This window comes from Aestuariibacter sp. GS-14 (assembly GCF_006494365.1).
Lineage (GTDB): Bacteria > Pseudomonadota > Gammaproteobacteria > Enterobacterales > Alteromonadaceae > Alteromonas > Alteromonas mangrovi.
This window is the reverse complement of the sequence record NZ_VHIP01000014.1, coordinates 87498-101707: the sequence shown is the minus strand read 5'-3', so window position 1 is coordinate 101707 and position 14210 is coordinate 87498. Positions and strand designations below refer to the sequence as shown.

The window sequence follows — 14210 nt, the reverse complement described above, 5'->3', positions numbered from 1 at the left end:
CTTCACGCACCTACTTTAGTCATGGATATAACAAATTTATGTGAATCATTTGCTATAAATTCGCGTTTTAATAATCGAAATCAATAAAGGCTCAAGTTATCAAAACTTAAGCAGCAAAGGGTTAAATGTGGAATATCAAACTCATTTTGATATAGTAGCGCCACAAAACATTGAGTCCGTAATCCGCCGTCTATTGTTTGTAAGATAGCTAGATACAGTGTATGAAATAGCTAAATTGACAAGATTAAAGCGGAAAATGTATCAGCCTAATCGCTACTAAATATGAAAATTGAAGGAATACAAGAAAGTGCTCAAACTTCGCAAAAGCAAACCAGTCACAACCGAGTCGCCTGATAGCCATGTGAAAAGAGTTATCACGGAGGAATTCGACAAACATTACTATTGCGAAACATATGGAATTTCGGAAGAGAATGATGAAGCAATTGATCACTTTTTAACAGAAGGCTGGAAGCAAGGGTATGACCCATGTGATTGGTTTTCTGTAGACGGCTATTTAAAACTGAATCCTGATATAAAACAAAGCGGCGTAAACCCGTTTTTCCATTATGTTGTATATGGCAAGCATGAGCACAGACTTTTCAAAGAGCCTGATCTCGATATTGCTGGAATGACTGAAATGTCACCAATAGTAGTAGCAAAGTCGTTCGCAAACTCAGAAGTCTATACAGAAGCGCAATTAGCAAAGCAAGATGCAATAAACAATAGCGATTTAACAAGTTGGGCAAAGTTTCTTGACGGTTTAGACGAACAAGACACGCCACACCCATTTATAAAGTTTAATCCCGAAGCTTCAGTTTGTTTTAACAGCGGTATGGAAGGATGTATTACCGGTTGGATGTTATCTGCCGGTGTTGAAATCATTTGGGCAGAAGATAAATTTGGAGCGCTGTATTTCATTGATGCTTTTTATAAATATCCAAGACAAGATGTTTTCCAGGCTTTTCAAAACTCTGCCATTCCAGTGGTTAGCGCTAACCTCGGCTTTGCCATTCGGATACAGAACATTAAGGCAGGTGTGGAATTAACTTTCAAAGGATTATCTGAACGCGGTATTCACATACTCGCATCAGTTGTTCCCGACAATATTGGAAGTAATCCGGTAGATGCTGCCAAGTGGTTATTCGGTCTCCCTACGCCAATGCACCTGCTCAGTTCACGTTTTAATGAATTTGATGGACTAATAATAGCGAACTTAATGGAAGCGAGAGGAACAGAAGTTGCCAAATTACCTCATCGAGTTTACGAATTCGGTGTATCTCCCTCCTCTGACGTGAGCATAATTATTCCACTTTATGGTCGGATTGACTTCGTGGAAAGCCAATTATTAAGTTTTGCAGATGACCCGTATATAAAGGAAAAGGCGCAACTGATTTTTGTAGTTGATGATCCAAACTTACTGGCTCCAATAAGACCGTTAGCCGAGAACCTTTACAAGTTATACAAAATACCTTTTAAGCTAATTTGGGGCGGTGTTAACAGAGGTTTTTCAGGCGCCAATAATCTTGGAGCAGAATATGCAGACGCCCCTTACTTACTATTCTTAAACAGCGATGTTTTCCCACAACAGCCTGGATGGCTGGAGAGTCTGAAACAAGCGATAGAGAGTAATGAAGAAATTGGCGTAATTACACCTCGATTAGTTTTTGCAGACGGTTCGATTCAACATGCTGGAATGACTTTTCTGTATCGTACCGATTTAAACATATGGATTAACCACCACCCCAATATGGGCCTCGACCCTGAACTCGATCCTAATAAGGAACTTACTTTCTGTCCTTCGGTAACAGGGGCATGCATGCTTATGCGTAGAGTAGATTTTGATAATATTGGAGGCTGGAGTACAGACTATTTAATCGGCGATTTTGAAGATTCAGATCTGTGTTTAAAGATTAGAAACACGGGTAAAAAGGTAGCCTACCTACCAACAGTGGAATTAACACACTTGGAAAGACAGTCTTTCGGTATTACTGGTACAGAAGATTTCAGAACGAAAGTGGTTATATTGAACGCGACAAAACACCAATCAAAATGGCGCTCACTTATTGAGTCACCGGCAAGTGTGTAACGGATTAGACAATGAAAGAGAGAATATTAGTAGTATCACACGCCCACCCAGATTTTAGCCTGGGTGGCGCGGAAATCGCCGCATATAATCTATATAACGAATACAAAAAACACCCGGATATAGAAGAAGCCTGGTTTTTAGCTCGTGCAGACAGAGGTCGCGGTGCGACCGGTCAAATTAGAAAAAGACGCGATAATGAATATTTGTGGGAACAGTCTATTCATGACTGGCATATGATGAAAGCTGTAAATCAGGATTGTTTAACAACCTGGTTTACTGATTTAATTACTGCATTAAAGCCGTCTATTGTTCATATGCATCACTATGCACATATGGGGCTGGAATTTATAAGGGTTATTAAAGCTATTAACCCGGAAATACGTATATTCCTTACACTGCATGAGTACATGGCAATTTGTAAACATAACGGTCAAATGGTTAAAACTGGAGAAGGCCATAAGTTATGTAGCAGCGAATCCTACGATGAGTGCCGTCAATGTTTCCCTGATAATACTGCTGAAGATTTTTGGTTACGTAAAAATTACTTTAAACGTCATTTTGATTTGATTGACGGCTTTATTTCGCCGTCCGAATTTTTGCGCCAACGTTATATCCAATGGGGTATAAAAGAAGATGACATAATAGTAATTGAAAATGGCCAGAAAGACATTGCGCCTTTAGCTCCTCGCTTGTTGCAAGCTGGAGAAAAAAGAAACCGATTTGCTTATTTTGGCCAGGTGAATCCCTATAAAGGAATAGACATCCTCATGGAAGCATTGCGCTCAATGACCAAAGAAGAGCGATCAACAATGTCAGTTGAAATTCATGGTGCCAATTTAGAGGTTCAATCGGGAGAATTTCAGGAAAAAGTAAAACTATTGGCAAAGAAATTTATTAAAGAAGGAACCGTGCGTTGGGTTGGTCCATACCGACCAGAGGAACAATTGGCCCGAATGAAAGAAATTGATTGGGTTATTGTTCCCTCCATATGGTGGGAAAATTCTCCAATGGTGATACAGGAAGCATTTACCGCAGGGAGACCTTTAATTGTTTCTGATATAGGTGGCATGAAGGAAAAAGTGAGAGATGGTATTGATGGGTTGCAATTTAGTGCACGAAACCCAATCGCACTGGCAAGTAAAATGAAACTTGCGGCTAGTTCAGAGATTCTTTGGGAACAATGCGTTGAGAATATCAATAAGCCATTAACACACGAAAACTGTGCCATTCAACATTTGGCTTTTTTTGCCTGATATACAAAAGAACAAATTAGCTTTAATCGGGAAATACATGATACTCAATCATTTATTGAGCTAAAATGGCTCTGAAATACACTCAGAGCCCCTGCTCTATGAACTGCTTCGAAGCAATATTTTGAGTTTTTAATGTACCTAAAAATCAAAAGGTAACATCTGTTAGATGAGTAAATTAAAGTCACTAGCCGTGCTGTCTGCAGTTAGTTTTAGAACTGACTTAATAGAGAGACAATTAAAAAACTATCATTTAAGTCATGGTGATGATGCTATACATTTTCTCCATGTTGCTTCCGATGGTGATATTAATGCTGACTCTCTTGAAAAAATTCCAGGTATCAACGTTAATGCATCAAGTTCGGAGTATAAAACAAGTAACTTATGCAATTTTGGTGGACAAATAGCCAATTCCAAAAGGCTTTTTTCGTCTTCACATGCTCACGACATCGAGTATGTTTATATTCATACTGACGCAGATCTCATAATTCAAGGTAACTTGTTGGAATTCGTTAAAAAGAAAAAATGTGCTTACTTACAGCAGAAACCTGTACCTGCATGGCCACATTATAATCGAATGATGAATGACCCCTGCTTTTCTGACCTGAGAGCATATTTTAATATTAGTGCCGATGAAATTGTGATGGGAAGACAGGAGGGGGCTTTTTTTCCCGCAGATCTATGGAAAGAAATGTCCTTCCATTTTGAAAAATTTTACAAGCCAGATTTTTTTAAGCAAAAAGATTTACTATGGCCAGTTGAAGAAGGAATAGTGCCAACATTGGCTAATAGACTAATTAAAGAAAATTATTCGGAGTATAAGAGTACTACCCCAAATATTGTAGTCACTAAGCCACTTAAGCCAACCTCTGATGGCAAAGACCCTAGAGACGTTTCGGAAAATTGCGTTAAGATCGAAGACATAAATACTGAGATTACAAAACACAGCAGTGATTCCTGCATAGCAATGAAATGGTTCGCAAGAATTATTGATGACCCAGCGGCCAAATATGCAAACCATTTGCTAATTCGAAACTCAGTTGTATAAGCGTTAGGAAAAAATCATGTATATTTTAGATTGCACCTTAAGAGACGGCGGTTATTACAATGGTTGGAATTTTCCAACGGAAACTGTTGGCAAATATTTAACAGCCATGTCAGCCGCCAAAGTAGATATAGTTGAACTAGGCCTTAGGTCACTGAAAAATTCAGGATTTAAAGGGGCCTCTGCTTACACTACTGATGAATATATTACCTCATTGAATGTCCCCGAGTCCCTTGATGTCGCGGTTATGGTTAATGCGTCAGAACTTATTGGAGATTTCCCCATAGCGGAAGTTCTTTCAAAACTGTTTCCGAATGACTCAAGTTTATCTCCTGTCAAAATAGTAAGAATTGCATGTCATGTTCATGAATTTGAAGCTGCATTACCTTCTACAACATGGCTTAAAGAGAAAGGGTTTAAGGTCGGTTTTAATTTAATGCAGGTGGCTGATCGTGCTCAGCACGAAGTTGAAAATTTAGCCAAGGCTGCTTCAGCATTTGATATTGATGCACTATATTTCGCTGACTCTATGGGAAGTATGGATCCCGCACAATGTAAAAAAATAATATCCTGGCTCAGAAAATACTGGGACGGTGCTTTAGGTATCCACACTCATGACAACATGGGTAAAGCACTTCAGAATACTCTTACAGCAATAGAAGCAGGCGTTACATGGTTAGATTCAACTGTTACAGGGATGGGACGGGGCCCAGGTAATGCCAGGACAGAAGAGCTAGCTATTGAAATTTCTAGCCTAAGAGGTGAGTCAGTGAATCTGGTTCCGTTATTGTCTCTTATAAAAAATTACTTCCAACCATTGAAAAACGAATGTGGTTGGGGCTCAAACCCATATTATTATCTTTCTGGAAAATACGGAATTCATCCAACTTTTGTTCAAGAAATGTTATCAGACCCTCGTTTTGATGAAGAAGATATTCTTGCTACTTTGGAACACCTAAGAATTGAGGGCGGAGCTAAGTTTAGTTACGATACCCTAGACGCTACTCGTAATTTTTATGCTAACCCACCTAAAGGCAGCTGGGAGCCAAGTTCAGTTTTATCTGGAAAAGATGTTCTAATCTTAGGTGCTGGGCGAGGCCTAAGCGAGCATAGTTTTGCTGTACAGAAATATATTGATAAATACAAACCTATTGTAATTGCAATGAATACTCAGTCTGTCTTGCCAGAAGAGAAGATAGATCTGAGGATAGCTAGCCATCCTGTCAGGTTATTAGCCGACTGCGATAAGCACGCTAAATTGCCTCAACCACTTATTGTGCCTCTTGAAGCTCTCCCAGCAGACGTTTTAAAGTCGCTGGGTAATAAGCACTGTCTGAATTTTGGATTACAAGTGCGTGGAAATGAATTTGTTGTAAATCCTGTAAATGCTATTTTACCCAATTCCCTTGTTATCAGCTATGCCTTGGCTGTCGCTGCCTCAGGGAACTGTAATCAGATATACTTGGCAGGATTCGATGGTTTTGGTGCATCAGATAACCGCACCCAAGAGATGCAAAAGATTTTTAATTTGTTTACAGATAAAACAGGTATATCTCTGATATCGATCACAAACACTACTTACGATATCCCATCAATTTCGGTTTACGGCTTATAAAATGCAAATAAACAATACCGTTGCAGTAGTAATTCCAGCAAGATATGAATCGACACGTTATCCAGGCAAACCGTTAGTAAAGCTACTTGGAAAGCCAATGATTCTATGGGTAGCAGAATTATCAGCTAAAGCTGTTGGTAATGAACACGTTTATATAGCAACTGATGACGAGCGTATAAAAATAGCGGTGGAATCTGCAGGATTTAAAGTAGTGATGACAGGTCCGGCTCTAACAGGAACCGATCGCCTCGCGGAGGCAGCAGAACTTATTACAGCTGATATTATTGTGAATGTTCAAGGAGATGAACCTTTAGTTGATCCTGACGACATTAAAAAGATAGCAAATGCCAAACATCAATACCCAAATATGATTATCAATGGTTTTAGTTACTTAAATGAGAATGAAAAGCCTCAGAATGTAAATATCCCTAAAGTAATTACGACGGAAGAAAACAACCTTGTATATATGTCGCGTTTACCAATCCCTGGTTTCAAGGATTTAAAGAATGCACCAGCTTCCTATAAGAAGCAGGTTTGTATATATGCTTTTAATAAATCCGAACTAAAGTTATTTCGAGACTTTGGTAGGAAAAGTACTCTGGAACACAGTGAAGATATTGAAATACTTCGTTTTCTAGAGTTCGGCACTCCGATCAAGATGATTGAAACAAAACCAGGTAGCTATGCCGTTGATGCACCAGAAGATGTAGCGATTGTGGAAGCCGAACTTAGAAAGGTATTAAGTTCATGAGTACTATACCAATATCTCATTACGAAACTATCGCTTTCGATTGCGACGGTATAATCCTTGATTCAAATAAGGTAAAAACAAACGCATTTTATAATGCTACTGTTACCTTTAGCAAAGAAGCTGCCATAGCAATTAGAGACTATCATGTTGCGAATGGAGGGATATCTCGCTTTAAGAAATTTGAATGGGTTATAAATCAGTATTTAAGTCATTTAGATTTTAATGATACCTATAATAAGCTATTGGATAATTATGCTGCTGAAGTAGCACAGGGTTTGTCTACGTGCAAAGTTAATCCCTCACTACCTTTACTAAAAGCCCATACACCTCATGCAAAATGGATGGTAGTATCAGGTGGAGCCCAAAGTGAGCTTCGTGAGTTATTCAAAGAACGTAAATTGGATCATTTGTTTCCAAATGGCATTTTTGGTAGTCCAGACTCTAAAGACATCATTTTTGAAAGAGAATTATCTAATTCAAACATTTCCGGAAAGGCCTTATTTATTGGAGACAGTAAGTACGACTTCCAATCTTCGACGAATGCTGGACTTGATTTTGTGTTCGTCAGTGAATGGACTGAAGTAGAAGATTGGAAAATATTTTGTGAACAAAATAATATTTATAGTCTTGACAGGCTCTCAGACCTAATTGCATGATTTTCAGGCTAACATTTTTAAAAGTGATAGCTTATTTTGAACACTGAGATGGATTGGTGTGATTACCAATAGATTCTACCGCTACAAACCACCAAGCGATTTTGGCGTAATCACATTAATCAAACTGTGAATCAATCCGGGTTTGTCGGAGGCTAATTATCTTGAGAGGATTAGCCAATGAACAAAAGAGTAACGTATTCCCCAGAAGTCAGCGAGCGAGCAGTTCTCATGTTTTTGACGTCAGAACATAAGCCCCTTCGAGATGGGCTGCTTTGCTGTCAGTTTCATCTAAAATTGGTTGTACGCTAGAGACGTTAAGGGCGTGGGTTAATAAAATGGGAGTAGACTCAGGTAAAAAGCGTGATGTGACTTCTGATGCCAGCGCAAAGTGTAGTGGCATAGTGAACTTGGCCACAAAGCTTTAGATATCGGAACTGAAGATTACTTTTTTTTAGTTTGTGTTTAACAATAAGTGGACCCAGAGCAGATTGCTGGTTTAGGCAAAATCATCGGCCATGAACTTAGTCACGAATGGATTTTATGCCAGGCGCAATGATATGCGCTCACAACATAGGTAATGCAAGTTTGTTCAGGTGAAACACAAATTTACCACTGTCGAATACCGATGGCATAAGTGGTGTAAATCACTTTACGGTTTTCATAAAGATTGTTGGAGAAGAAGCTCAGCCGATCCCAGTTTTTCCGCCAAGACAAGCCAAGCCAAGCCAATCTTTGGGTGATGGTTATGTCCATCCTTTCCTATAGGGTTATTCATTACATTACCATATGCCCTTAACACTTCATACCCGTCATCCTCTCTAAGTTGAATGCACTAATCTGTAAAATATGATAATTTTTGATAATAGCGATAAGATCTTCTTGTGTTAAGAACATTGCAGGATCTGAAGTTTAATAGTTTAAGGGCTCAAACTTGTTCGAACGTGATCTGACTTATCCGAATGGCATCCGATTTCGCCAAATAGAAACCCAGCATTATTTTATAGATTACGTCCCTGGTGATCTTAATAAGTTAGTAATTACATTTGAGAATGCAGATAAACCTGATATTCCCAGACCTGATGGTTTGAGATATGCTTGGGGCAGCCTTTACCTGAACAAGAAAGGCTACTGTGTGTTAGGAATAAAACCTAAGGTAGTCGACTGGTACAGAGGAAAATGTCTCCATCAATTTTTTCGTTCAAGTGATTTCAAAGCCTTCGCAAGTAGTTTTAATAAAGTGTTCTTCTATGGCTCTTCCATGGGTGGCTTTGCAGCCATGGTATTTTCAGACGCTGTACCAAATTCAACCGTAATCGCTTTTAATCCCCAAACCACTCTGATACCCGAGCTCACTGAATGGGACAAAAGGTATCCACAAGGAACATCACAGGATTGGAATGGCGATTTCAATGATGCTAGGCGATATGCTAGAAATGCAAAACGTATATATGTTGCTTATGATCCATTTTGTGTAGAAGATAACAAACACATCTCCAGAATAGTTAATGATGTCAATAATTTAATACCTTTAAAAATGCCATTTGTAGGTCATGTCATCATGATGTGGCTGCAACGAGCTGACATATTAGAAGATTTTCTGGAGGGCGCTTTTTCGGAACAACTAACTCCTCACGACTGTAACGTTATTGCTCGAAAGCGGAAAAATATCGCCCGCTACTATCATGTATTCGGCTTACATACACAGAATCAAGCTGTTGTATTTAGCTGTGTTCTAAAATTACTCGAGCTGAACGAAATACCGGAAAGCTTTCCAGGGCTTTTGAATGAATTAATGCAGAAGATACAAAATAAGGCGATATTAGAATTCGATAAGATTTCTCTAAAGTCGAGAGATGATATGTGCAAACCTCACGTCGCAAGGGGATATTTCATTATCGCTAAAAGAGCTTCAGATCTTGGCTTAATTCAAGAATCGCTTGATTTTTCTTTAAAAATTATTCGCTATGCAGGCCATAGCACGTTCATTCTAATAAACATATCGGAATGTTTACTTAGACAAAAAAAGTATCAACAGGCATTGGTATATGTAGATGAAGCACTGATATGCGATTCAAACATTGCTAACGCTTACCGGTTAAAATCCAGAATACAGCTTGAACTTGGGGATTATGACGGCGCGGTTAACTCCGCTTCAAAATCACTTTGTTTAGAAGATACAAACAAGCTTGGATTAATTGATTTATTAAATGCATCAATTAAAGCCGAGAGGCTTGACTTAATAGGTTCTTCAGCCCGAAGACTTGTCGTAGAATTTGGCGATTCAACATACCAAAAGTATTTAACGTAGCATTACTTATAATAGGTTTTCGCATTCTGAACGTACTACAAATATTTTAAAGCGCATTCGCGGAAATGTGCGGCTTCGATATTGCGTTTACCGATTAATATTAGCTCTTATAGACTGTCCATGCATTCCTGATAATCTTGGGCTATCCGGGTCAATTTTATGTATATGGGCAAACAGTTATTTCTTTCATCATAATACTCGCTAGGTACTAAATGCTATTTACTACGTCTTTTATTTAACCAATTTAATGCTTTGATGAACCGATTTTTGGGTTTGCTTCGCGAGTCGTTTACCAAATTATTCCAATGTGTAATTGTCTGAAAGTGAATACTATCTCTTTCAGAGCAAATCTGAGGCAACAAAGCCATAGTTAAGCGATTAAGCAATGTTGGATTGCTGCCTGCGAGTTGTTGCACAATTCTATTTAAATGTTGAGGATAGAGCTCCTGGTGCATATAGTTTGCTCTTACTTTATTATTTAGATAGTGCAATAGTTTATCGCAGTTATTAATAACTGCTTGCTGATTTAACGATTCAATTTTGGCAATACTTTGAGCTTTGTATTGTTCAAATGCTTCAGAGGGTATCAGAGAATATGACATATACCCTGACGATATAGCTTGCAGAAAGAAATCAATTTCGCTCTCAAACTCTCCCAGAGAAAATTGATTCAACCACCGTTTAAACTCTAATGCTTCGAAGCTATACGATGAGTTAATCTTTGCAGAATTGGATGGTGGTCTACTAAGAACATCGATATCCAACTCACACATAAAGTCAGTAACAATATCCTGTCCGGAGAAAACTGAATCATCACCGTATGCTCGCAATGAAAACATGTCTGCAGAGTAATCTTTGATGAACGTTTCCAAATCATCAAGATAACTTGACGGTAAAGTTGCTCTTATAGGCAAAGGCTTTACCTGCCCATTCCGCTTTACTGATTGGTTATAAAGTGACTCGACCAAGTCGATATCAGCTCTCACATACGCAATAAATTTAAGGTCAAATTCATCGTTGTATGAAAAAAATTGAGGTATTTGATAAAAGAAGAATTCAGAACTTAATAATAAAGTCTCACATCCACTTAACTTGAACTCTTTAAGTACTTTTTCGAATAGTATCGTGCTAAAAGAAGTCCTTGTTGTATCGGGTTTTCTTTCCAAAAACAGATTTTTATGCCCAGAACTAACATTATTACTATCTACTTCATGAGCAGGGTAATAGACACTGTGGCTCAGTAACCAGTCTTTATTGTTATTGAACCAATGCTGCAGAACAGAAGTGCCTGTTTTAGGTGGCCCAACATGAATGAGTATTTTCTTTTTAGACATCTGATTTTGTAAATAAATTTTGATACTTTTTGCTTATATCAAATTGATAGCATTTGGAATGATAGTTCGATTTAACTACAACTGTGAATTCACCTTCCAGCTTAATATCATCGTGAATAGTTAACGTTTCTTCAAAACCGATTTCCGAAACTCTCATATTGAGCATTTTAGATACATCAGCCCTTACTACCCGGTTATTCACTTGGATTTTAATATCCAATCCTGAGGCAAAACTGAGGTAAAATATTTCGGGTGCTACACCTTTCTGATATACACCCCAACCTTTAATGGCAAGTTCTCTTGAATTAACATCAAATCCCAGAAAATCAATACTGCCGCTAAAATATGGCACTAAATTCTGAAACCCCTCCTGCGGGGTCTTTAATCCAAGTTCATTCCGAGACTTAATAAGCTCGCTCGAATATGGCCAGGCAATACCGAGTTCGTTAAACTTCAGTTTTAATGCTGCTGAATAGATATGCTGCAGGTTGAGCTGATTGCTAACGTAACTTGACTCATCCTGTGTAAAGAAACGCACGAGGTGAAGCCCTGCTCCCTTATAAGCTGCGATAGTTTGCGGTTCGAAATTATCCACTCTCCCTTTTAGCTTTTCCCGAGCATGCGCCTTACCTACGGTAAAAGGCTTATTATGAAAATGATAGTGTACCAATCTGGTTTTATATTCACTTTCCGAATCTTTTACTTTGCCCCAATGAAAACCAACGTCCAAACTTTTAATCGTATTTTTATAAAAGAAACACTTGCGATACGGCTGTTTATTAAAATATGAGTCACTAACAGAATTGTTATAGTACTGACTATCAACCAGCAACAACTCTCTGCGACCTTTATAATTGCACATTAATGAGTAAAGGCCTGTTTTATCGCATGACACATTGCCTTCATCATCCAAAAAGCCTAGAAATTCGTCGCAATCTAAAGGAATGAAAAAATCGATTTCTGGTTTTTCGAATTCTAATTCTTTTATTTTTTTACAGAACAATTCGCCCTTTGACTCAAAATGGCACCTTTCATTAAAACCATATTCGACATTTACACCCAAATGTTCAAATACATTCAATGTTTCCTTAATAACCGGTTCAACACTGCCATTATCGTATACATATAGATTTTCAAAACCTACCAAATACCCATGATATCTGATCCACTTTTCTAGGAGTTCAGATTCATTTTTCTGCATCATTAAAATTGCTATTTTCATATGCGTTTTCTAATACTACTCGCCAAAAAAGGGATATCTGCCGAAATGACTAATTTGCGCGCCCCACTTGAGCACGTCATTTTCACTTGGCTTATTGAATTTGGCGATATCATCAAATCCAGCAATTGCCCATTTATCCAAAGGATTCAAAATGTGAATATTTTGCAATCCATAGTCACCACAAATTTGGGCATCAGAACGAACGTTGTCACCAACATGGATGAAAGATTGCCCTTTTTCATCTATCAGCTTTTTGATGTATTCCCACATTGTGCCAGCATCTTTTCTCTTCCTTAAATCTGAGCTCACAAACAACTTGTAAGGAATCGCTATACCAATTTTCTTCAGCATAGTTTCGATTTGCTGTTTAGTGTAATAGATGTCAGTAACAAACCAGATTTCTTTGCCGGCTAAACTCAATTGCTTAACAATTTCTACCATCTCGTCTTTTGGCTCAGACATGTCTAAATCAAGTAGAAATTCTTTTGTCATCCATTCTAACGCAACTGTGTATTCGACATTCATTGTGTCAGCTAACTTTTTATAGGCTTCTGTAATGCACACATCACCTTTGAAACCTCGTTCCTTTCTACAAATCAGCTCGCTTTCATTTCTCAATGAGACAAACTCTTCAGGGCTATTAAAAATCCCCGATTCAGTGAGCGCTTTACCTAATAAGGTCTTGGCATAATCTGGCTCAGTAAATTTTCTTCGCAAAACTGTATCGAACACATCAAACGACACGACCTGAAAATTCTGTAAGTCATTAAGTAATGCCTGAGGAGGCTTATAATAACTGGTCGATATATAAGATTTGTCTTTGGTAAACCTACCTAATGGCGGATAATAAAAAAACTGCTCGTAGCCTTCTTTTTCAGCCAATAATCCTAATAACCGTTCCAAAGCGTGTAACTCACTGCCATCATTCGGTAAAGGCTCTTCTGGAAAGTCACTATATTCATATGTACTGTTTAGTAATGGGGTAAGTGCTTTGGGACGAGCCCAAAACATTCCGCCAACAGGGTAATTGATAAAATTATCATCAATGTTTACTCCCCACTCATTAACATAACCTTGAGCGAAAGGCTTATTGCATGTCCAGTGATTAACCCACGCTGGCATCATCCAGAATGAAGTTGGATAGTAGATGCCCAACTTTGAATGCTCATCAAATAATCGCAACACTGACGTTACTACGTGCTTATCTTTTAGTAAGAATTGATTTTGATAATCAAACCACTGTGTTTGCTCACGCCCACTGTAGAGAGACTTCTTTGAGTGAACATGACACATTAGGTCATATTCCAGTAAATCTTTTGCAAAATGCACCAAAAACGGACCGAAATTTCTGCCTCTGTTTTCGCAAACGGCCACATTTACAGCGTTTGCCTTACCGGTACTTAAAAACTTGTTCTTTGCAGAGATAGCTATTTGTTCAGTTGAAGCCGTAACAAAAACATCCACCTTAGTAGGGAACGATTTAATACATTCGCAGAATTTGTCTACAAAATCGGGGTAAAAGATATGTAGAACCAAAGCTATCTTCTGATTTTGCCATGTACCGGTTTCTACTGGTACCAGGCTGTCGGTTGGGATCCAACGATTGATAGCTTTTGAAGACGCACGCCCTTCATATTGTCCATGATACATATGATGAATCAGGGGAGATATGCCTTGATGGTAAACGTCGACATTACAACGATTATAGGTTTCGGTATCAAAATTAGGTGATGGGTTCACGTTTGCAAATGTAGACTTTGCAACATAATCCTTAAAGGCGTGCCAATCACTTATAAAACTGCCGTAATGTTCCTGATACCATTTGGCGTTAAATAACCCACTCTTTTTAGCTAACTTATATGCTTTAGCTAAGGATGGGCTCGTAACTTTCTCTGAACCAGCCTGTAAAGAACGTATTATTTTCTTAATGCTTGTTTTCATAA

10 protein-coding genes and 1 pseudogene are annotated in these 14210 nt (G+C 38.3%); 8 read left to right on the top strand and 3 right to left on the bottom strand.

Translation table 11 applies throughout. From position 1 onward, the window contains the following. Positions 1-307: 307 nt before the first annotated feature. From FJ444_RS17880 to FJ444_RS17850, 8 genes and pseudogenes are all read left to right on the top strand, one after another. The gene (locus tag FJ444_RS17880) at positions 308-2086 is read left to right on the top strand and encodes a glycosyltransferase family 2 protein (protein WP_140960622.1); all 1779 of its coding nucleotides are present in this window, start codon (positions 308-310) and stop codon (positions 2084-2086) included. An 11-nt stretch (positions 2087-2097) separates the two neighbouring features. Next, a complete protein-coding gene (locus FJ444_RS17875; RefSeq protein ID WP_140960620.1) occupies positions 2098-3339 on the top strand; it encodes a glycosyltransferase in 1242 nt (413 codons plus the stop codon). 166 nt (positions 3340-3505) lie between these two features. Further along, a complete protein-coding gene (locus tag FJ444_RS17870) occupies positions 3506-4384 on the top strand; it encodes a hypothetical protein (RefSeq protein WP_140960618.1) in 879 nt (292 codons plus the stop codon). Positions 4385-4400: 16 nt separating this feature from the next. After that, positions 4401-5996, top strand: coding sequence for an aldolase catalytic domain-containing protein (locus FJ444_RS17865; RefSeq protein WP_140960616.1), 1596 nt, complete (start codon positions 4401-4403; stop codon positions 5994-5996). Position 5997: 1 nt separating this feature from the next. After that, positions 5998-6747 carry a 3-deoxy-manno-octulosonate cytidylyltransferase gene (locus FJ444_RS17860; RefSeq protein WP_140960614.1) on the top strand — a complete coding sequence of 250 codons (750 nt, stop codon included), beginning with the start codon at positions 5998-6000 and terminating at the stop codon, positions 6745-6747. After that, a complete protein-coding gene (locus FJ444_RS17855) occupies positions 6744-7403 on the top strand; it encodes an HAD hydrolase-like protein (RefSeq protein ID WP_140960612.1) in 660 nt (219 codons plus the stop codon). The genes FJ444_RS17860 and FJ444_RS17855 overlap by 4 nt, the downstream gene beginning before the upstream one ends. A gap of 177 nt (positions 7404-7580) precedes the next feature. Then, a pseudogene (locus FJ444_RS21685) lies at positions 7581-7736 on the top strand (IS3 family transposase); the annotation flags it as partial. 598 nt (positions 7737-8334) lie between these two features. Further along, complete coding sequence (locus tag FJ444_RS17850; RefSeq protein ID WP_140960610.1) at positions 8335-9711, top strand: tetratricopeptide repeat protein; 1377 nt, start codon at positions 8335-8337, stop codon at positions 9709-9711. 215 nt (positions 9712-9926) lie between these two features. Here FJ444_RS17850 and FJ444_RS17845 read toward each other — a convergent pair whose 3' ends face one another. From FJ444_RS17845 to FJ444_RS17835, 3 genes are read right to left on the bottom strand one after another with little or no spacing between them, the layout of a single operon-like run. Beyond that, entirely contained in the window at positions 9927-11045 is a 1119-nt protein-coding gene (locus FJ444_RS17845) for a hypothetical protein (RefSeq protein ID WP_140960608.1), read from the bottom strand. Beyond that, on the bottom strand, positions 11038-12267 hold the full coding sequence (locus FJ444_RS17840; RefSeq protein WP_140960606.1) for a glycosyltransferase family 2 protein: 1230 nt from the start codon (positions 12265-12267) through the stop codon (positions 11038-11040). The genes FJ444_RS17845 and FJ444_RS17840 overlap by 8 nt, the downstream gene beginning before the upstream one ends. A 15-nt stretch (positions 12268-12282) precedes the next feature. After that, positions 12283-14208: a rhamnan synthesis F family protein gene (locus tag FJ444_RS17835; protein ID WP_140960604.1), complete on the bottom strand. Its 1926-nt coding sequence runs from the start codon at positions 14206-14208 to the stop codon at positions 12283-12285. Between the last annotated feature and the right edge of the window lie 2 nt (positions 14209-14210).

What these genes read in the sequence shown, in the direction of transcription:
- FJ444_RS17865 (WP_140960616.1), top strand. Translation starts at nt 4,401, where the DNA reads ATGTATATTTTAGATTGCACCTTAAGAGACGGCGGTTATTACAATGGT.
- FJ444_RS17845 (WP_140960608.1), bottom strand. Translation starts at nt 11,045, where the DNA reads ATGTCTAAAAAGAAAATACTCATTCATGTTGGGCCACCTAAAACAGGC.
- FJ444_RS17835 (WP_140960604.1), bottom strand. Translation starts at nt 14,208, where the DNA reads ATGAAAACAAGCATTAAGAAAATAATACGTTCTTTACAGGCTGGTTCA.
- FJ444_RS17875 (WP_140960620.1), top strand. Translation starts at nt 2,098, where the DNA reads ATGAAAGAGAGAATATTAGTAGTATCACACGCCCACCCAGATTTTAGC.
- FJ444_RS17855 (WP_140960612.1), top strand. Translation starts at nt 6,744, where the DNA reads ATGAGTACTATACCAATATCTCATTACGAAACTATCGCTTTCGATTGC.
- FJ444_RS17860 (WP_140960614.1), top strand. Translation starts at nt 5,998, where the DNA reads ATGCAAATAAACAATACCGTTGCAGTAGTAATTCCAGCAAGATATGAA.
- FJ444_RS17840 (WP_140960606.1), bottom strand. Translation starts at nt 12,267, where the DNA reads ATGAAAATAGCAATTTTAATGATGCAGAAAAATGAATCTGAACTCCTA.
- FJ444_RS17870 (WP_140960618.1), top strand. Translation starts at nt 3,506, where the DNA reads ATGAGTAAATTAAAGTCACTAGCCGTGCTGTCTGCAGTTAGTTTTAGA.